At 40.4% G+C, this 20643-nt stretch carries 15 protein-coding genes and 2 tRNA genes; 10 read left to right on the forward strand and 7 right to left on the reverse strand.

The features are described from left to right. Positions 1-197 precede the first annotated feature (197 nt). A complete protein-coding gene (katG, locus tag G9371_RS05820) occupies positions 198-2354 on the forward strand; it encodes a catalase/peroxidase HPI (RefSeq protein WP_029423690.1) in 2157 nt (718 codons plus the stop codon). 66 nt (positions 2355-2420) lie between these two features. Here katG and G9371_RS05825 read toward each other — a convergent pair whose 3' ends face one another. Further along, positions 2421-3473 carry an MBL fold metallo-hydrolase gene (locus G9371_RS05825; protein WP_000653392.1) on the reverse strand — a complete coding sequence of 351 codons (1053 nt, stop codon included), beginning with the start codon at positions 3471-3473 and terminating at the stop codon, positions 2421-2423. A 734-nt stretch (positions 3474-4207) separates the two neighbouring features. Between G9371_RS05825 and hcaR the strand changes: the two genes are divergently transcribed. Both hcaR and G9371_RS05835 read left to right on the forward strand, forming a co-directional pair. After that, positions 4208-5107, forward strand: a complete 900-nt coding sequence (gene hcaR / locus G9371_RS05830) for a DNA-binding transcriptional regulator HcaR (RefSeq protein WP_000423241.1) — start codon at positions 4208-4210, stop codon at positions 5105-5107. Between the two features lie 263 nt (positions 5108-5370). Further along, on the forward strand, positions 5371-6048 hold the full coding sequence (locus G9371_RS05835; protein WP_000232918.1) for a DUF1345 domain-containing protein: 678 nt from the start codon (positions 5371-5373) through the stop codon (positions 6046-6048). A gap of 57 nt (positions 6049-6105) precedes the next feature. On the opposite strand, the gene G9371_RS05840 is transcribed toward G9371_RS05835, so the two are convergent. From G9371_RS05840 to G9371_RS05855, 4 genes are all read right to left on the reverse strand, one after another. Further along, positions 6106-6711, reverse strand: coding sequence for a glutathione S-transferase family protein (locus G9371_RS05840; RefSeq protein ID WP_029423691.1), 606 nt, complete (start codon positions 6709-6711; stop codon positions 6106-6108). 49 nt (positions 6712-6760) lie between these two features. Continuing rightward, complete coding sequence (locus tag G9371_RS05845; RefSeq protein ID WP_029423692.1) at positions 6761-7456, reverse strand: helix-turn-helix transcriptional regulator; 696 nt, start codon at positions 7454-7456, stop codon at positions 6761-6763. Between the two features lie 73 nt (positions 7457-7529). Beyond that, positions 7530-8204: an HAD-IA family hydrolase gene (locus G9371_RS05850; RefSeq protein WP_000054127.1), complete on the reverse strand. Its 675-nt coding sequence runs from the start codon at positions 8202-8204 to the stop codon at positions 7530-7532. After that, positions 8201-9133, reverse strand: coding sequence for an RluA family pseudouridine synthase (locus tag G9371_RS05855; RefSeq protein ID WP_001089412.1), 933 nt, complete (start codon positions 9131-9133; stop codon positions 8201-8203). The genes G9371_RS05850 and G9371_RS05855 overlap by 4 nt, the downstream gene beginning before the upstream one ends. A gap of 722 nt (positions 9134-9855) precedes the next feature. Between G9371_RS05855 and G9371_RS05865 the strand changes: the two genes are divergently transcribed. From G9371_RS05865 to G9371_RS05880, 4 genes are all read left to right on the forward strand, one after another. Then, positions 9856-13188, forward strand: a complete 3333-nt coding sequence (locus G9371_RS05865; RefSeq protein WP_029423693.1) for an Rne/Rng family ribonuclease — start codon at positions 9856-9858, stop codon at positions 13186-13188. Positions 13189-13380: 192 nt separating this feature from the next. Next, the gene (locus tag G9371_RS05870; RefSeq protein WP_000084316.1) at positions 13381-15222 is read left to right on the forward strand and encodes a long-chain-acyl-CoA synthetase; all 1842 of its coding nucleotides are present in this window, start codon (positions 13381-13383) and stop codon (positions 15220-15222) included. Positions 15223-15454: 232 nt separating this feature from the next. Beyond that, positions 15455-15530, forward strand: a tRNA-Lys gene (locus G9371_RS05875). A 22-nt stretch (positions 15531-15552) separates the two neighbouring features. Continuing rightward, positions 15553-15628, forward strand: a tRNA-Lys gene (locus G9371_RS05880). A 63-nt stretch (positions 15629-15691) separates the two neighbouring features. Here the strand turns inward: G9371_RS05880 and G9371_RS05885 are convergent. Continuing rightward, positions 15692-16588 carry a LysR family transcriptional regulator gene (locus G9371_RS05885; RefSeq protein ID WP_000375490.1) on the reverse strand — a complete coding sequence of 299 codons (897 nt, stop codon included), beginning with the start codon at positions 16586-16588 and terminating at the stop codon, positions 15692-15694. A 112-nt stretch (positions 16589-16700) separates the two neighbouring features. On the opposite strand from G9371_RS05885, the gene G9371_RS05890 reads away from it, so the two are divergent. Continuing rightward, positions 16701-17456: an SDR family oxidoreductase gene (locus G9371_RS05890; protein WP_029423694.1), complete on the forward strand. Its 756-nt coding sequence runs from the start codon at positions 16701-16703 to the stop codon at positions 17454-17456. Positions 17457-17507: 51 nt separating this feature from the next. Here G9371_RS05890 and hemW read toward each other — a convergent pair whose 3' ends face one another. After that, on the reverse strand, positions 17508-18662 hold the full coding sequence (gene hemW / locus G9371_RS05895) for a radical SAM family heme chaperone HemW (protein ID WP_029423695.1): 1155 nt from the start codon (positions 18660-18662) through the stop codon (positions 17508-17510). Between the two features lie 117 nt (positions 18663-18779). Between hemW and G9371_RS05900 the strand changes: the two genes are divergently transcribed. Together G9371_RS05900 and abeM are read left to right on the forward strand one after the other, a co-directional pair. Continuing rightward, positions 18780-19241, forward strand: a complete 462-nt coding sequence (locus G9371_RS05900) for a DMT family transporter (RefSeq protein ID WP_001984522.1) — start codon at positions 18780-18782, stop codon at positions 19239-19241. 32 nt (positions 19242-19273) lie between these two features. Further along, a complete protein-coding gene (gene abeM, locus G9371_RS05905; protein ID WP_032009059.1) occupies positions 19274-20620 on the forward strand; it encodes a multidrug efflux MATE transporter AbeM in 1347 nt (448 codons plus the stop codon). The last annotated feature ends 23 nt before the right edge of the window (positions 20621-20643 follow it).

Below are 20643 nucleotides of genomic sequence, written 5' to 3' on the forward strand. Positions count from 1 at the left end.
CAAAGGAAACTCATGTATTGTTGAATAAAACTGATGAGCTGACATAACAGTGAAAAATTTTTAAAACGGTTTCTCTCACCATTTGTTCTCTCATTTCTTTATTCGATACGCATCATTTTTTTAACCCAGAAGTCCAGGAAAATGAGCCTTCAGTTTTATTAAGAGCTCAATAAATATTACCCAGAGAGAATATAATCATGTCAAACGAATCAAAATGTCCTTTTTCAGGTCATAACTCAAAACCGCAAGTAACAGTCGGTGGTGGCACGGCTAATTTACACTGGTGGCCAAATCAATTACGTGTTGACTTACTCAATCAACATTCAGAACGCTCTAATCCACTCGGTAAAGATTTTAATTACCGTCAAGAATTTAAAAAACTCGACTACTACGCACTTAAAGCCGATATCAAAAATGTATTAACCGATTCCCAAGACTGGTGGCCAGCCGACTGGGGAAATTATACGGGCTTATTTATCCGTTTAGCGTGGCATGCTGCCGGGACATATCGTATGGGCGATGGCCGTGGTGGTGCCGGTCGTGGTCAACAACGTTTTGCTCCATTAAATAGTTGGCCTGACAATGCAAGTTTAGATAAAGCACGCCGTTTACTATGGCCAGTTAAACAAAAATACGGTCAAAAAATATCTTGGGCCGATTTATTTATTCTTGCCGGGAACATCGCACTTGAGTCTTCTGGTTTCCGTACCTTTGGTTTTGGTGCCGGTCGTGAAGATGTTTGGGAACCAGACAACGATGTAAACTGGGGCGATGAAAAAGAATGGTTAGCTCATCGTAACTCTGAAGCATTGGCGGGCAGTAATCTTGCTGCAACCGAAATGGGCCTAATTTATGTGAACCCTGAAGGACCACAAGCGAGTGGTGACCCACGATCAGCAGCACCGTTTATTCGTGCCACTTTCGGCAACATGGCAATGGATGATGAAGAAATTGTTGCCTTGATTGCTGGCGGTCATACTTTAGGTAAAACTCACGGTGCTGCCTCTGCTGACCATGTACAAGCAGACCCGGAAGGTGCACCAATTGAACAAATGGGCTTTGGTTGGGCAAACAGCTATGGCACAGGTGTCGGTAAAGATGCGATCACTTCAGGTTTAGAAGTTATTTGGTCACAAACGCCAACACAATGGAGCAATTACTTCTTTGAAAACCTTTTCAAATACGAATGGGTACAAGAACGTTCACCTGCTGGCGCAATTCAATGGGTAGCAGCAGATGCTGAAGCCATTATTCCAGATCCTTTCGACCCATCAATTAAACGTAAGCCAACGATGCTTACTACAGATTTGACCCTACGTTTTGACCCTGAGTTCGAAAAGATCTCTCGTCGTTTCCTCAACGATCCACAAGCCTTTGCCAATGCTTTTGCTCGTGCTTGGTTTAAATTAACTCACCGTGATATGGGACCAAAAGCACGTTATTTAGGTCCAGAAGTTCCTGCTGAAGATTTAATTTGGCAAGATCCATTACCTGCTGCTAGCGCTACACCATCTTCTGCAAGCATTGCTGATGCAAAAGCAAAAATCGTTGCTCTAGGATTACCTGCTGGTGAGTTGGTTTCCCTTGCATGGGCATCTGCATCAACATTCCGTGGTGGAGATAAACGTGGTGGTGCAAACGGTGCACGTATTGCTTTATCACCACAACGTGAGTGGGAAGTAAACAAAAAAGCTGTTGAGACTTTAACTCAAATTGAAGAGCTCAAGGCATCAACCCAATTGTCATTGGCGGATTTAATCGTGTTAGCTGGTAACGTTGGTGTAGAGCAAGCTGCTCAAGCAGCAGGTTTCAATATTACCGTTCCGTTTGCCCCTGGTCGTGTTGACGCATTACAAAGTCAAACCGATGTTGAATCATTCCAATTACTGCTCGGTCTTGCTGACGGTTTCAGAAATTGGAAAAAACAGGGAGTCAACACACCAGCTGAAGTCTTATTAATTGATAAAGCACAACAACTGACTTTGACTACACCAGAGTTAACTGCATTGATTGGTGGTTTACGTGTACTAGGCACTAACTGGGATGGTTCTCAACATGGTGTCTTCACTCAGCAAGTTGGGGTACTCAGCACAGACTTCTTCACAAACTTACTCGACATGTCGAATGTATGGGCACCTGTTGATTCAACAAGTGAAGTATTTGAAGGAAAAGACCGTAAATCAGGCACAGTGAAATTTACCGCAACACGTAATGATTTAGTCTTTGGTTCGAATTCTATCTTACGTGCATTAGCCGAAGTTTATGCTCAGGCAGATGGTAAAGAAAAATTTGTTCAAGACTTTGTTGCTGCATGGACTAAAGTCATGAATCTTGACCGTTTTGACTTAGCTTAATTTAAGCCAAAATAATAAAAAGCCAGTTCAAATTGAACTGGCTTTTTTAATACGAAACAATGAATTTTAGACAGTCAATTTATGCCCTTCTCGAATGCAATAAAAAGGATTAGCAAGCTTTGATGAAGCTTTAATGGCTTGAGCTAACGCATGTTCAGGATCTTCACGCCCCTCATCCGTTAACTGAAAAGTTCGATAGTGAATTGCCACCGACCGATGTGCTTGTAAATCTAGATGTGCATGAACTGCATCTTGCGGATTCATATGAACATAGCTCATTAATTTACGAGGTTCATAAGCTCCGATTGGAAGTAAGGCCACACGCGGCGCGCCATAGCGCGTATGAATTTGTTTGAAGTGGCCCGCATAACCGGTATCACCCGCAAAAAAACAATGTCCTGTTTTCGCCAAAACCGAAAAACCGCCCCAAAGTGCCTTATTTTGGTCACGTAAACCCCGCCCCGAGCCATGCTGAGCAGGTGTATAAACAATTCTTAATTCGTGATAAGGAATTTCCTGCCACCAATCCATTTCAATTACATGGAATTCTTTAGGTAAGTAAAATCCGTTGCCAAGCCCTGTATAAATCGGCATAGCAAACTTCTTATGAAGCCACTCAAGCGTTGCTAAATCCATGTGGTCATAATGGTTATGGCTCAACAATACCCCGTGAATGGTAGGTAACTGCTCTAAAGCAAAACCCGCTGGGCATACACGACGTGGACCACGACCATGTAAAGGACTTGCGTAGTCACACCATACCGGATCGGTAATAAAGTTATAAGGTCCAATTTGAATGAGTACCGTAGCATGCCCTACAAACCAAACTTGCCAATCATCTAAATCCGCATGAGGACGGTTTTGTGGTAAAGCAATTGGTGTATTAACACGTACATCATATTCATTCTGAATATCAACATTCCAAGTATAAGACTCACGAGTGACTAACCAACGCAATAACTCTTTCGATCCTCGTGCAGGCGATCTAGGCTGCTGATTATAAAAACGGGTATCATTTTCATGGCCCAGTTCAGGATGACAAAAAGGAGGTTTTATCCATGTATGCGTCCAACAGGACTGAGTCGGCAATTGATAAGTTAATGTCGGCTTGTCTTTCATGGGCTTATTCTATGGTTGTAGCATCAGGAGGATGAATCATTCAATTTTCTATCTTAGCGATTTAAATAAATTAAGCTATGACACTTACACTTATTTATCATATAAATATCCCTTTTATTTTTGTCACAGCCGACATAGATCAATCTAAAGTGCCACAAAAAATGTTTAGATGTGTTGAGTTTGTGATTCGTTAATTACTATTCTTATTAAAAGCTACTGTATAACATAACAATAGAATATAATAAGCAAAGACTTACAACAGAGGTGAGCTAGTTTCTTTGTGGTTAATCTCTTATTTTTAAAACTGCTCAATTTTATCAATTTTGCTTCATATATAAACTATTAAACCAAGCAGCACATGCATTGAAAATACTAAAAAAATATAGCAAGATGAACCGAAACATTTATTAACAAAATACTCCTTACACATTTTTTGTTAGAAATTAAGATTCTCAATTCTTAAATTAACAATACTTTTTTTCATAATATGAGAAAACTTTAAGTGAATTTCTGAAAAGTAATTTAAATTTCTTTTCTAAATTTAAAATCACTTTGGTTATGAATATGAATTAATATATTTTACAAATTAATAATTAAATAAAATTTCATATTAATTTCATAATGATTTATAAATTTTCATTTATTTTATAAATACCTAAAGCACCTTCACGCTATATAGTTTTATGCTTTATACTTTGCTTAAATCATAGTAAGACATTTTTTGGATTAGTCTTATGGAATTACGCCATCTTCGATATTTCATTACAGTTGCTGAAGAATTAAATTTTAGTAAGGCCGCTCTCAAACTCTATACTGCTCAACCCTCCCTTAGCCAACAAATTAAAGATTTAGAAGAAGATGTCGGGGTACGACTTTTAAACCGAACAAAACGTAAAGTTGAGTTAACAGAAGAAGGTGAAGTATTTTTAGAGCATGCCCGTTTAACGCTTGCTCAAGCTGATAAAGCAGTAGCGATGGCCCGCCAAGTCTCAAAGGCTAAACAACAATTATTACGTATCGGTTTCGTCCCCATCGCAGAAATGAAAATTTTTCCATACGTACTTCCAAATCTGCGCTTACAACACCCTGACCTCACCATTGAATTATCAAGTTTAAATAACGCTGAGCAACTCAAAGCCTTAAAAAGAGGTGAACTCGACATTACGTTTACCCGTGATAATACTGAAAATGATGAAATCCAAAGCCAATTTGTCTTAACAGAACCTTTAATTTTTTTATTACCAAGAAACCATCCACTTGCGAAATATGACCGTATTCCGGTCAAAGCTTTGCATGGTATTGATTTTATTATTCCGGCAGCTGAACAATCTAATACACTACACAATACAATTTTAGAGTTTACTAAAACTCATGGTATTGACCTCAATATTGTACAAAAGGCCGATAGCATTTTACTTAATATAAACTCTATTGGTTCAGGCTTAGGTTGTACTATTTTACCTGCCTATGTCGCGCCTTTAGGGGTTTCTAACACTGTAGTTCGCCCTCTAGATGTCGAATTACCTTCTTTAGATTTATTTGTTAGTTATCGTAAAAATACAGAGTCAGTCGGTGTAAAAAGATTTATTGATCAACTCAACAAAGTATTTCATCTTGATAAAAATCTAGATTAAACACCTTAGGTATATTTACGCTTATTATTAAAGAATAAATGAGTTAGAAAATTTAAATGTATGTATAAATAAATGAAATTAAAATTTATTTAATATCTTTTATCGATTAATTAATTTGAGATAATTTTTATTATATTTTAGATTGTCACACTTAATAAAAACAAAAATGACGATCTAAAGTATAAAGGTTATATAAAACCTAATTTTAAATTAACCAAACAGTAAAAAATATATTTAAGATAACAGCAAGGAGAGTTAACAAGATGGTTGGACTATTTCAGCATTTAGGACGTAGTGTACAAAACCGCCCTCACTTCTTTATTGCTTTAATTTTTGGAGTGGTTGTTGCAAGTTTATTAGCATGGCTCACTTCATGGAAATGGTCTACCATTTTATTAGCAAGCTGGAATGGCTCAATCAGTTTATATTTACTCCATGTCTGGAAACTGATGAGAAGTGCCGACCATTCACAAATGCAACAGCAAGCCAAAAAACAGGACGAAAGTAAATGGGTCATTATGCTCATTGTTTTATTGGCCATCACAATGAGTCTAGTTGCGATTTTGGTACAACTTTCCCAGCTCCCTTCTGGGCATTATGAAAAGTTAGGACATGTAGCGTTAGCTTTACTCACCATTATTTCAGCATGGCTTTTCATGCATACTGTTTTCGCTTTGCATTATGCCCATGACTTTTATATGGCTCTATCCAGAAATGAAGAGAACGGTGGGTTAGACTTCCCGGGTACCGAACATCCGACCTATCCTGACTTCTTATATTTTAGCTATATTATTGGCACCTCAGCACAAACCGCCGATGTTTCAATTACCAACAAACATATGCGTCTTTTAAACTTATTTCATGCTGTATTATCTTTTGGCTTCAACACGACCATTTTAGCGATTTGTATTAACGTTGCTGCTGGCTTTCTTACCAACTAAGACCTTTATTTAAAAACAAAAAAGCCCCATTTAGGGGGCTTTTAAGAATAACTATACTTACAACAGTTGGCCCATACTGCTTTGTTTTAAGCCTTCGCGCTGTTTGATCGTTTCAACATAACGTGTAATGGCTGGGTGCGATTCAATCGTTTTCATTTTTAATTGCCATAATAGCATGGCTCCAACACTTACATCTGCGGCGGTAAATTGTTCACCACATACATACGGATTTGCTTCACTCAATCCTTGAACTAAAGCTTGATAAGCATCGTTATAATCACCATAACCTACAAACATTTTTTGCTCAGGTGCAATCTCTACTCCTAAAGCTTTATCGACACCAGCAGCTTCCCAAGGACCTGCCATCATAAAAAGCCAACGATAGTACAAACCACGTTTCGGATCATCTAAAGCAGGTGCCAAACCTTTGTCACTAAATTTGTCTGCCAGATATGCACAAATTGCACCTAATTCATAAATAACGACATCGCCATCTACCAATACAGGCACTTTCCCAAACGGATTAAGCTTTAAATATTCGGGTGATTTCATCTCGGTTCGGTATGCTACTTCAATACGTTCACATTCCACGCCAAGCTCAACCAAAAGCCAGTCTATAACGACACCACGCGATTCATTGTTAGTATAAAGTTTAAGACTCATTCTTATTGCTCCTTGTTTATCGTGATTCCTAGTCTACAAATACCTTTTGTCAGTTTTTGTCAGTAGTCCTTTGCATTTCTTGTTTCCACCATCTTTGAAACAGATGTTTTTTAAATTCAGGATATATTTCCTCACTCATTTGCAAGTCATGAATACGATCTATCCGAAAATGGCGAAATGCCTGCCGTAATTCACACCAAGCAGCAAGTACAACTTTGTCATGTAAATACCCTAAAGCAAAAGGCCAAAGAGAACGTTGACTTATACGCTTGTGTTCATCGCAATAATCGACTTTGATCTTTACTTGTTTACGGATCGCTAAACGTACTTGTTCTACTAAAGCTTCATCAACCGGATGCCAGTAATGTGTAACGCCTAGCGTCATGTCATCGATCAAATATTTCCGGTGCTCTGGTAAAACCGCATAAAGTTTAGAATAGATTGAAACAGCTGCCGATTTCATTGCCTGATCTGGAACGTCTTTCAACCACTCTAAAGCTAAAAATAGAGCCTCGGCTTCATTCTCATTAAAAGTAGCCGGTGGTAATAAAATGTCTTCTTTGAGCTGAAACCCCAAACCTGCCGATGCATCTATTCTCACACCTTGAGCACGTAAACTATCAATATCACGGTAAATGCTGCGAATACTAATTCCCAAGCGTTCAGCCAAGACTTGAGCAGTAACGGGATAACGAGATTCACGGAGTTGCTGTAAAAGATTTAATAGACGAATAGAGCGGCTCATTTTTTCTCTTCTTATTGTTCTTTAGTTTTAAAAATAAGGAGGAATAAATTCCTCCTTCTTACATCATTTTAAATTACGCTACGTCTACAGTAGATAACTTTGCATACTCTCTTAAAAAGTTGTGCAGCTCAGATACATCTTTAGCAATGGTTAAAGGCTGGAACTGTTGTAGAACTTCTACCGAGTGCACTCCATAGCCCACCCCAATACGAGGCATACCTAAACGCTGAGCCATTTCAAGGTCATAACTACTATCACCAATCATAACTGCCTGTTCGACACTTACTCCAGTTACAGTCAAGATTTCTTGTAACATGAGCGGGTCTGGTTTTGAACGGGTTTCATTAGCTGCTCGAGTAACATCAAACAGATGAGTACTCTGTGTTTTTGCAATCACACGGTCTAATCCACGACGGTTTTTACCCGTCGCAACTGCAAGTTTTAAACCTTGAGCTTTTAAGTCATGAAGTAGTTCAGAAATACCTTCAAACCATGCATCATTTGTCGAGTTGGCAATATAGTGATCGCCATATGCTTTTAAAATCGAATCATGCAAATCAGGTACTTCTGGAAATAAGGTCTGCATCACTTCCGGCAAACCTAAACCGATAATACTCTTTGCGGCTTCATCAGTCAGAGTTAACTTATGCTCTTCTGCCGCATGCTGTAAACTTGCAACAATCTGACCAACAGAATTATATAAAGTACCATCCCAGTCAAAAATCACTAATTCGGTTTTCAGACTCATTTTGCTACTCTCAAAGCCTCTAATAACTGGGTCATGTCTTCTGGCAACGGAGCTTCAATCGTTGGATAACCCGGAATATCCAAACGCATGGCATGTAAACACAAACGGCGTGCTTCAGGTCCCGTATATGCAGTGTTATGCCCATATTTATCATCGCCCACCAACGGATGTCCAATACTTAAACCATGTACACGAATTTGATGGGTACGGCCTGATAAAGGAGATGCATGAACTAAAGTGGCATTTTTAAAGCGCTCTGCAACCACCCATTCGGTTTTACTTGGCTTACCTTCTTTAGATACACGTACACGACGTTCGCCATTGGCTAACTCATAACGAAATAAAGGCGCATCAATGAGCTGTTTATCAAGACTCACCTGACCTTTTACAATCGCTGCATAGGTCTTACGAATTTTGTGTTCACGCAACATATCTTGTAGCAGTTTTAAAGTGCTACGCTTCTTACTAATCATAACTAGGCCAGAAGTATCGCGGTCAATACGGTGAATCAGTTCTAAATATTTTTTACCTGTTGCCGCACGTAGTGCCTCAATCAAACCATAAGCCACGCCACTACCGCCATGTACAGCAATACCTGATGGTTTATTTACAACTAATAGTCCTTCATCTTCATAGACCACACGGCTTAATAAACCTTGAGCCACACTGTCGCTTACAGGAACAGCAGTTTCATCTTTTTGTTCATAGCGAATAGGCGCAACACGAATCTGGTCCCCAATTGCAAGTTTGGTCTCGGCTTTAATACGTTTTTTATTCACGCGAACCTGACCTTCACGAATCAAACGATAAATTCGACTCTTTGGCACACCCTTTAAACGTGAAAACAGGAAATTATCGATTCGTTGTCCTGCTTGATGCTCATCCACCTCAAACCAAGTGACACTTTGCCATTGCTGTGTAGAATTCATACTAATATTTAAACCTGAAATTTTACGAAATTTGATTAATAAATGACCGATTAGCTTAGTTTTTTCACAAGAAATCTAAGCTTAGCCCATAGGCAGATGCTGCAAGGTTTGATATAGTCAGCGCACGGATACCACCGTAAGTGAACATCTAAAGGGAAATTTCCCTGATTGAAACCTCAATCAAAATGATGCTTTCATCACCAGCTCGGACAGGTCCTAAAGAATTATGCCGACGCCGAAGGCTTATTATATCGGCAAAATGACAAACTGTTGCGTTTAATTCAGTTTGTTCAAAAAAATATGTTACCAACTCTAGTTGGTTATGGAACGTAAACTGATACACATCAGACAAATCGCTCCTTAATGTTGCCTTCAGGCTAAAGCGTTGATGCATTGGAACTGCCGAAAGCACCGATACGATGAGCATTCCGTATCAAACTTCCAATAAAGAAGTCACTTCGCGCCCAATGACAGTGAAAGTCATTAACCAATGCACCGCTCACCCGCCAGTGAAGCAAAAAGGAATTCCGATTTAAAGGTTGAAGCAGTATTGCCTACATCACAGACGAGAATCGAAGCTAAGGCTAAATGTAGCCGGTAACAGATGACTCAGACCACAAGTATTTTGAGATCTGGGAAATGATCCGTCATGTTCGATGTTCGTTCAGAACCTTTAAGTTTGTTTGGTTTGTTTGTGTGAGTCACTATTAGGTGTCACACCCATGAAACGTATGTTGATTAATGCAACTCATGCCGAAGAAGTTCGCGTTGCACTTATCACTGGTAATCGTCTTTACGATTTTGATTTAGAGAATCGTACCCGAGAACAGAAAAAATCCAATATCTATAAAGGCCATGTCACCCGCGTAGAACCATCTTTAGAAGCTGTTTTTGTTGAATATGGCGCAGGTCGTCAAGGCTTCTTGTCTATGCGTGAAATTGCGAACAGCTATTTTCAGGCAGACCCACGTCAAACTTCAAACATTCGTGAACTTATTACTGAAGGCACAGAGCTTTTAGTTCAGGTTGAAAAAGAAGAACGTGGTAATAAAGGTGCAGCTCTTTCTACGTTTATTTCCCTTGCAGGCCGTTATTTAGTTCTTATGCCAAATAACCCGAAAGGTGGTGGCATTAGCCGTCAAATTTCAGGTTCAGTACGTGAAGAATTAAAAGAAATTTTAGCTTCTTTAAATGTACCTCGTGGTATGAGCGTTATTGTTCGTACTGCTGGTATTGGGCGTACTCAAGAAGAATTACAGCTCGATTTACAACACTTGCTTGACCTGTGGGCACAAATTCAAGGTACAGCGAGCTCAGGCCCTTCTCCGATGCTTGTTCATCAAGAAGCGGGGGTAGTAACACGTGCAATTCGTGATTACTTACGTGATGACGTTGCTGAAATCTTAATTGATAGCGAACAAGCTTATAACGAAGCATATAACTTTGTTAAAGCAGTGATGCCTCGTCAATTAGACAAATTAAAAACTTATACTTTAAACGAGCCATTGTTTGCTCATTTTGGTATTGAAAGCCAAATTCAAACTGCTTATGAACGTGAAGTAAAACTTCCTTCGGGCGGTTCAATTGTGATTGACCAGACCGAAGCTTTAGTTTCAATCGATATTAACTCTGCGAAATCAACTCGCGGTCATGATGTTGAAGAAACTGCACTGAACACCAACCTTGAAGCAGCAGAAGAAATTGCTCGCCAGCTTCGTTTACGTGACATTGGCGGTTTAGTAGTTATCGACTTTATCGATATGACTAAAGAACGCAATCAACGTATGGTTGAAGCAAAACTTCGTGAAGCAACACAAAGCGATCGTGCCCGTATCCAGTTCGGTCAATTGTCTCGTTTTGGCTTAATGGAAATGAGCCGTCAACGCTTACGCCCATCGCTTGAAGAAGCAACAGGTTATGTATGCCCTCGCTGTCATGGTACAGGCATGGTTCGTGACTTACGTTCGCTTTCTCTTTCAATTATGCGTAAAGTTGAAGAGATTGCACTTCGTGAACGTCATGGTGAAGTTCAGGTTGAAGTTCCAGTTGAAATCGCAGCCTTCTTGCTTAATGAAAAACGCCATAGTCTGGTGTATTTAGAGCAAACTTCTGGTGTACGTGTGACTGTATTGCCACACCCGCACTTAGAAACTCCACATTACGAAATTGCATATAACCCAGATGGCTTTGCTCCATCTAGCTATGAACGTACAGAAGCAACCCGTTCTAGCGAGAAAGAGTTAGGTTATGAGTCTTCTGAATGGCATTTAGAAGAAGCAGATCATGGCCATGCTCATGTAACTGCTACAGCTTCAACTCATGCTGCGGCTCAGAAAAAAGCAAATCATGCAACTCAACCTGTAGCACAACCTTCTGCTCAAAAAGCAGCAAGCCCTTGTGCATGGTTAGAAAACCTGTTTGTTCAAAAACAAGCGCAAACAGTTGACCAATCTCGTTCAGCACAAAATGCTGCTGCTGCGATTGAGCAAATGGTGAATACAGGCGCAGTAAGCCGCGGACAGTTCGGTCAATTAGCCGTACCTGCTGTTGCAGAAGTTGCGCCAGTTCAATCAAATAACGCTTATATTTCACAGTCACCTGTGAAACAAGACGTTCGCGAACATGTTGAAAAAGATGATAAATCTCAGCAACAACGTCAGAACAACAAAAAGCGTAAACATAAAGAACAACGTGAACAACATCACCAATCACATGAACAGCAACATCAAGTTCATGAAGAAGTGGTTCAATTGTCACGCCAAGAACAACGTGAGTTAAAACGTCAGCAAAAACGTCAACAGCAGCAAGATCAGCAACATCAAAATAATGATGTACAACACACTGAAAATGCTGTGCCACGTCGTGACCGTAATAATCAACAACGTCCAAACCGTCCAAATCGCCACCGCGATCCAAGTGTATTAAATGAAAATCAAAATACACCGGTTGTTGTTGATGAAAAACAAATTAAGGTTGATGTGATTGATGCACCTAAGCATGATGTCATGAACACTGCTTTAATCATCAATGTTGATCAAGGTCAAAGTGAGATTGTTGCACTTACACCTGAGCGTCGTCACGTTGAGCGAGTTGAAACGACTTCTACTGAAGTTGCTCAAGAGCCAACTCCAGCTCCTGTTGTAGCCGAGAAAGCTGCTGTAGTTGAAACCAAAGAAGAAGCTCAGCCAAGCCAAGAAGCTGCTCAGCCACAAATCAAACGTGCTAGCAATGACCCTCGTATGCGTCGTCGTCAGCAACGTGAGGCTAAACACGCTAAGGCAGCTGCGCCATCTATTGCGCCATCGCAAATTCCAACTTTGGCACAACACACAATCGGTAGTTTAATCCGTCATGTGTATGGTGAAGATTGCACCGTATTGATTGAACAATTTGGTCTAGTCCCAACGTTTAATCGTGCTTTGCAGAAATTTGCAGAACAGTACGCAAGTACGTTAGTGGTTGAAGTTTCTGCTGAAACAGAAGAGAAAAAGCCGGTAACTCGTGATGCAGAACTTCCAAGCCACAAACCGGCTGAAGAAGCAGAACCTGCACCAGTACTTCCGCTTACTCCGCCGCAAGCACCAGCTCCACGTGTTGCAAATGACCCGCGTGAGCGCCGTCGTTTAGCAAAACTTGCTGCGGAACAAGCATTTGAGCAAGTAAAACAACAACATTCTGCTCAAGAAGGAGTTGCTACTCCTGCTCCTATAGCAGAAGAAACCGTTGCTGCTCCAACTGCTGAAACACAAGCAACAGTTGAACCAGCACAGCAACCGCTTGAACTTAATCAGTCAACTGAAGTCGTACAACCTGAAGCTGCTCCTGCAGAGGAAAAAGCTACAGAAGAAACAGTAGCTGAAGCTCCTGCGGCAAAGGAACCTGCGCCATCAAAAGCAGCAAGCAAAGCGAAAGCAGCGGCTGAAGAAACAGTAGCTCCGACTGAAGCAACGACTGATGCCGAATCAGAAGACGTTAAGGCAGATAAGGACAAACCGAGTCGCCCTCGTCGCCCTCGTGGCCGTCCGCCAAAAAAAGCTAATCCTGTAGCTGAGTAAGCCATTTGCTCAATTGCAGCTAATTTAAACAAACCTAGTCATTTCGATGACTAGGTTTTTTTTGTTATTTTTAGCCAATTAGGTTGATTGCACTAGAAGAAAAGTTTTAAAAGCATGGTGAACCATGAAAACTATTGGACTTTTTGCCCACACAACCTTTTTTGGATTGATCGAAAAATAAATAGGATTGATATGAGCCAGACAACACAGACCGATATCATTACGCTTGGTGATGTTGCCACAAGACTTCCTAGCTTCATTCCCAAAGTACCCCATATCCTAAATGGTCTTAAACAGGCTTATTTAAGAACATCAAATACTCCAACAGGTTTGGGTATTGCTTTTGAAAAAGCTGTTAAAAGAAATCCGAAAGGCACGGCATTATTATTTGAAGATCAAAGTTATTCTTATGAAGCTTTAAATGAATGGGCAAACCAGATTTCCCATTACTATCTTTCTCTCGGAGCGCGTAAAGGGGACGTCATTGCTGTAATGATTGAAAATCGCTCTGAGCTGATTGCAACAATTGTTGGTTTAGCCAAAATTGGTGTGACAATTGCACTTGTAAATACATCTCAAGTCGGTAAGGTTCTCGCTCATAGCATCAATCTTGTAAAACCTATTGCCGTTATTGCTGGTGAAGAAGTCCGAGCTGCTATTGATGAAATTCGCCAAGACTTAAATGTACCTAAAGACCGCTTTCACTGGTTCGCAGATCAGGCAACACGTCAAAACTCGGGTACAGCGCCTGAAGGCTATGTCAATCTTGCGGACCAAATTGATCAATTTCCAAAATTCAATCCGTCTACTACCCGCTCTGTCACTGGTAACGATGGTCTGTTCTATATCTACACATCAGGTACAACAGGTTTACCAAAGGCGGTTATTTTCAAACACAGTCGCTGGACATTAGCGTATGGCACCTATGGACATATCTTAAACTTAGGACCAGATGACGTCATGTACGTGACCTTACCGCTTTACCATGCAACAGGCGTGGTGGTTTGCTGGTGTGGCGTTATCGCAGGCAGTGCAACACTTGCGATTCGACGTAAATATTCGACTAGCGCATTCTGGAAAGATGTTCAAAAATTTAATGCGTCTGCCATTGGTTATGTTGGTGAACTTTGCCGCTACTTGATGGATGCTCCTGTCACCGAGCTTGACCGCAACCATCGTGTAACCAAAATGATTGGTAATGGTATGCGCCCAAATATCTGGGACAAGTTCAAACAACGCTTTGGTGTTAAAGAAGTACTTGAGCTTTATGCATCGAGTGAAGGCAATGTTGGATTTAGTAATATTTTCAACTTTGACAATACGGTTGGCTTCTCTCCTACTCCATATGCCATTATCCAGTTCGATAAAGAGAAAAACGAGCCAATACGCGATAAAAATGGCTGGTGCCAGAAAGTAAAAGCAGGTGAAGTTGGCCTACTCATAGGGAAAATTACCAGCCGCTCGCCATTTGATGGTTACACCGACCCTGAAAAGAACAAGTCTGTGATCTGGAAAGATGTCTTCAAGAAAGGCGATTCTTATTTCAACACAGGTGATTTGGTCCGTGACATCGGCTTCCGTCATGCACAGTTTGTTGACCGTCTAGGCGATACTTTCCGATGGAAAGGTGAAAACGTATCAACGACTGAAGTTGAAAACATGGTATGCGAATACGACAAAATTGCCGAAGCTGTCGTTTATGGGGTAGAAATTCCAAATACCAATGGCCGTGCCGGTATGGCAGCGATCACTCTCGCAGATGGTGAAGAGCTAAATGATGCTGATTTAACCGAAATGGTGACCGTATTTAAGAAATGTTTACCCACCTATGCAGTACCTGTATTTTTACGTGTACAAAAAAAGGTCGAAACAACAGGTACATTTAAATATCAGAAGAATAAACTGAAGGAAGAAGCGTTTAATCCAAGCAAAACTTCTGAACGTTTACTCGCTTTATTACCTGGTGCAAGCAGTTATTGTGATATCACAACTGAAATTTTTGACAATATTCAGGCGTATAAATACCGTTTTTAGTTTATTTTTTAGCTAAACAAGAGGAAATCGTGCTTTTTATAAGCAATCATGCAAATGTTTTTAAATTTCCTCTTGTGTTAGTTGAATAACTTGCTAAAATACGCGACATCAAAACGATACAGTGTTTAGAAGTGTTACTTCTCTCTGAGTCAGTTCGAGTTTGAATGCTAAAGAAAATTATAGATTTTCTCCTGCATTCAAGTAAAACAAGGTTTTACTTAATTCTCGCTCAGGGTCGTTAGCTCAGTTGGTAGAGCAGCGGACTTTTAATCCGTTGGTCCCGCGTTCGAGTCGCGGACGACCCACCACTTATTAGTTTTGAACCTATTTGGGTCGTTAGCTCAGTTGGTAGAGCAGCGGACTTTTAATCCGTTGGTCCCGCGTTCGAGTCGCGGACGACCCACCAAATTCTAAAAAGCCTCTCAGTTCGAGAGGCTTTTTTTATTGTTATCCTATTTTCTTTTTATGACTAAAAGATGACGATACATTTGCGATTTAAAACTTCCCCCACCCAATTCATAAAAACTTCTAGTCGCTTTGGAATATAACTCCTGTTGGGATACAAAATATTAAGTGGAAGCGATGGTGCACTGTAAGCACTCAGCACCTCAACTAAAATCCCCTGTTCAATTTTATCCTGAACATCATAATAAGGAAGTTGAATAATTCCCAAACCTGCACAAGCAGCGGCGATATAGGCCTCGGTATTGTTCACGCTTAAAGCACTATCCATCATCACAGTTCCACCTTGATATATAAATTCTCCCTGCTTTTCTCCTACAGCTCCTGCGTAATTAATTAATTTATGCTGTTCAAGATCATTTAACTGCTCAGGAATACCATAATCTTGTAAATATTGCGGGCTGGCACAATTCACCATCACCAAATGACCAATAAATCTTGCAATTAAACTACTGTTATCTAGCTCTCCTACCCGAACAACACAGTCAATTCCCTTTTCAATTAAGTCAGTCAGATCATCAGAACTATTGAGCTGTAAATGAATATCCGGATAACGATGATAAAAATCAGGCAGCTCAGGAATAATCACTTGATGCACAATCCGGCTAGGCATCGAAATTTTTAATGTGCCCCGGTAATGCTGTTTTTGTGTCTGGATCAACTGTTCTAATTGTTCATAATCAAACAACAGGTTTTGGCATTCTGGCAATATTCGTTGGCCATCTTGAGTAAGACTGACTTTACGGGTAGTACGATGAAATAAGCGTACTCCATAGTGAGTTTCTAACTGTTGAATGGCACTCGTCACTGTCGAGCGAGGTAGATCAAGCTGATTTGCTACTTCACTAAAGCTTTGTCGTTTAGCGACTTCTGTAAAAATATAAAATTGCTGCAACCGATCCATTTTAATTGTTCGTATTTTCTGAATAGTTAAACCAAACTAGCATAATTGATCACAAATTACTGCCAATCTAGACTTAAAAACGCTAAAACAATTCATCATAGGAACAATCATCATGACAACTCATAGCCTCAAAGATAAAGTTGTATTGATTACTGGCGGTGCTAAAAACCTAGGCGGACTCATTAGTCGTAAATTTGCAGAACAGGGTGCAAAACTCGCAATTCATTATAATAGTTCGGAAACTCAGGCAGATGCCGAGCAAACACTCGCATACGTAAAAGCCTTGGGTGCAGATGCAATTCTAATTCAGGCAGATCTAACAGATATCGATAACATCGAGAAGCTATTCTTAGACACTAAGCAGCATTTTGGTGGTATCGATATTGCGATTAATACCGTCGGAAAAGTCCTTAAAAAACCGTTTTTAGAAACCACCGAACAAGAGTTTGATAGCATGAGTGATATCAACTCAAAAATTGCCTATTTCTTTATTCAATCGGCAGGTCGACATTTAAATAACGGCGGAAAAATCTGTTCAATCGTAACTTCTCTTCTTGCTGCTTACACAGGGTTCTATTCAACCTATGAAGGTTTAAAAGCACCTGTTGAGCATTACACCCGCGCTGCATCGAAAGAATTTGGAGATCGCCAAATTTCTGTGACTGCTGTTGCACCGGGACCAATGGACACACCATTCTTTTATGGTCAAGAGTCTGCCGAAGCAGTCGCTTACCATAAATCAGCTTCAGCTTTAGGTGGGCTTACTAAAATTGAAGATATTGAACCTCTAGTTCGCTTCTTAGTCACCGACGGCTGGTGGATTACAGGTCAGACGATTTTCGCAAATGGTGGTTATACCACCCGCTAAAATTACAAAAGCCGCATCTCATCGTGCGGCTTTTTCTTTATAATGCTTTGATTATAAGAACTCTTCGAGTACCGAGTTTAAGAAAATATGCCCCTGCTCTGTACAAGCCAAACGATCGCTATCCTCTACCAATAACTCTCTGGAACGCAATGAAGTAAGTACATCATTTAAATCATCTAAACTTAAGCCTGTACGCTGTTCATATAACTCAGCTTTTACCCCATCATTTAAACGTAAAGCATTCATCATAAACTCAAAAGGTAGTTCATCTGCTTCAATCTTTTTCATTTGCAAATGTTCGGCTGGAGCTTTCGCCAAATAGTCTTTCGGTAACCGAGTCTTTTGGAAACGATATACACCATCCGGTCGGGTTACTTTGCCGTGTGCTCCTGCACCAATCGCAAGGTAATCACCAAACTGCCAATAATTTAAATTATGAGCTGAAGGCTGCTCTTTACGCCAAGCTGACACTTCATAATTGATAAAGCCATTTGCTTTTAGATAGGCTTCACCTTGCTCTTGAATATCTTCTAACACCTCATCTTGAGGTAAAACAGGCTGTGTTCGGAAAAACACAGTATTTGGCTCAATGGTCAGTTGATACCAACTGATATGTGTCGCACCATGCTCTACAGCCGTCTTTAAATCATAAAGTGCTTGCTCTAGTGTTTGTTCTGGCAAGCCATGCATCAAATCGACATTAACTCGCTTAAAGCCTGCTCGTCTTGCTTGCTCAATTGCATCCATGGCATTGTTGGCTGAATGAATACGCCCAAGTTTTTGCAAGTGATCGGTATTAAAAGTCTGTACACCAATCGATAAACGGTTAATTCCTGCTTCTAAATAGCCTGCAAACGGGTCATGCTCTAGTGTTCCCGGATTAGCTTCTAAAGTAATTTCGCAGTCATCTTCAAAGTTAAACAGCGATTTAAGCTGTTCAAATAGCCATACATAGCCTTTGGCAGAAATAAGTGAAGGTGTTCCACCACCAATAAATACACTGTGAATTGAACGTCCTTGTGCCATCTCGACTTGAGTTTCAAAGTCGGCCACCAATGCTTTTAAATAAGTTTGCTCGAGTTCTGCCGAAAGCGCACCATCAGGCACCGCATGTGAGTTAAAGTCGCAATAGGGACATTTACGCACGCACCAAGGCATGTGGATATATAAAGATAAAGGAACAGAAGCAGGATTTAATACGGCCAAGGAACAGGGTCCAATTTACACAATATTTCTATTTTAACATGACTGCATCAATGGGCTTATGAAAACATACCTTAATTGCTTTAGACTGTTTTTAAACATACTTAAATATTGATAAAAATGATGAAATTCTCTAGTCAACTTTTCCTGATCTTACCCTTAGCTATGGGAATCGGTGTTGCCATGGCTTTTCAGACTGCAATTAATGCTCAGCTTCGTGAGCAATTACACTCACCATTGCAAGCAGCATTGTTATCATTTTTCATAGGTACTATCGTCTTAGCCATTATGGTGTTCTTCCAAAGTGCCGAGAAACCGAGTTTAAGTGAAATATCCAATATTCCATGGCTTCTCTGGACCGGAGGATTCCTTGGGGTTTATGCAATTAGCATGAGCATTTATACTGCACCTAAGCTTGGTTTTTTAACCTTTACAGGGTTAGTCGTTTTTGGGCAATTGGTCATTTCTATGTTACTTGACCATTTTGGCTGGTTAGGTACCGAAAAGACACCTGTTACATGGCAACGGTTTCTAGGTGGAGTGGTCATCTTTGTTGGTGTATTACTTACCTTGCAACGCTAGTTTCATTTTTATATTTATAAAGAGTACCTTTTGTGTCGAATGTCACGTCGTTTCGGTCTGAATTAAAACAACTCTTCCATTTAATGTTACCTATTTTAATTACGCAGTTTGCTCAAGCAGGGCTCGGGTTAATTGATACCATTATGGCTGGGCATTTATCTGCCGCAGACTTAGCCGCTATTGCGGTAGGTGTAGGCTTATGGATTCCAGTCATGCTCTTGTTCAGTGGCATCATGATTGCAACCACACCATTAGTGGCTGAAGCAAAAGGCGCTAGAAATACAGAACAAATTCCAGTGATTGTCCGCCAATCATTATGGGTTGCAGTAATTCTAGGGGTATTGGCAATGCTCATTTTGCAGCTTATGCCATTTTTCTTACATGTGTTTGGCGTACCAGAAAGTTTACAGCCTAAAGCCAGTTTATTCTTACATGCAATTGGTTTGGGTATGCCCGCTGTAACCATGTATGCAGCGCTCCGAGGCTATTCCGAAGCATTAGGCCATCCCCGCCCTGTCACGGTCATTAGCTTACTAGCCTTAGTGGTTTTAATCCCGCTTAACATGATTTTTATGTATGGCTTAGGACCAATACCTGCTTTGGGTAGCGCAGGCTGTGGTTTTGCAACATCCATTTTACAGTGGCTGATGCTCATTACGTTAGCAGGCTATATTTATAAGGCTTCAGCTTATCGAAACACATCTATTTTTAGCAGATTCGATAAAATTAACCTGACTTGGGTTAAAAGAATTTTACAGCTTGGTCTGCCAATTGGTTTAGCTGTGTTTTTTGAAGTGAGTATTTTTAGTACAGGGGCATTGGTCCTTAGCCCTCTAGGGGAAGTCTTTATTGCCGCACACCAAGTAGCAATTTCAGTCACTTCGGTACTGTTTATGATTCCACTTTCTCTTGCCATTGCTTTAACCATTCGCGTGGGAACATATTATGGTGAAAAGAACTGGGCTTCCATGTACCAAGTACAAAAAATTGGTCTAAGCACAGCAGTATTTTTTGCTCTATTGACCATGTCTTTTATTGCTCTAGGCCGTGAACAAATTGTCTCGGTTTATACTCAAGATATAAATGTTGTGCCGGTTGCCATGTATTTGCTCTGGTTTGCAATGGCATATCAATTAATGGATGCCCTACAAGTCAGCGCTGCCGGCTGTTTAAGAGGTATGCAAGATACTCAGGCACCGATGTGGATCACCTTAATGGCGTATTGGGTAATTGCTTTTCCAATCGGTCTTTATTTAGCGCGTTATACCGATTGGGGCGTAGCTGGTGTGTGGTTAGGTTTAATTATTGGTTTAAGTATTGCCTGTGTTTTATTGCTCTCACGACTCTATTTAAATACCAAACGTTTAAGTCAAACCTAATAAAAAAGCCGATGAAACATCGG

This window comes from Acinetobacter sp. EKM10A (assembly GCF_011075215.1).
Taxonomy (GTDB): domain Bacteria; phylum Pseudomonadota; class Gammaproteobacteria; order Pseudomonadales; family Moraxellaceae; genus Acinetobacter; species Acinetobacter baumannii.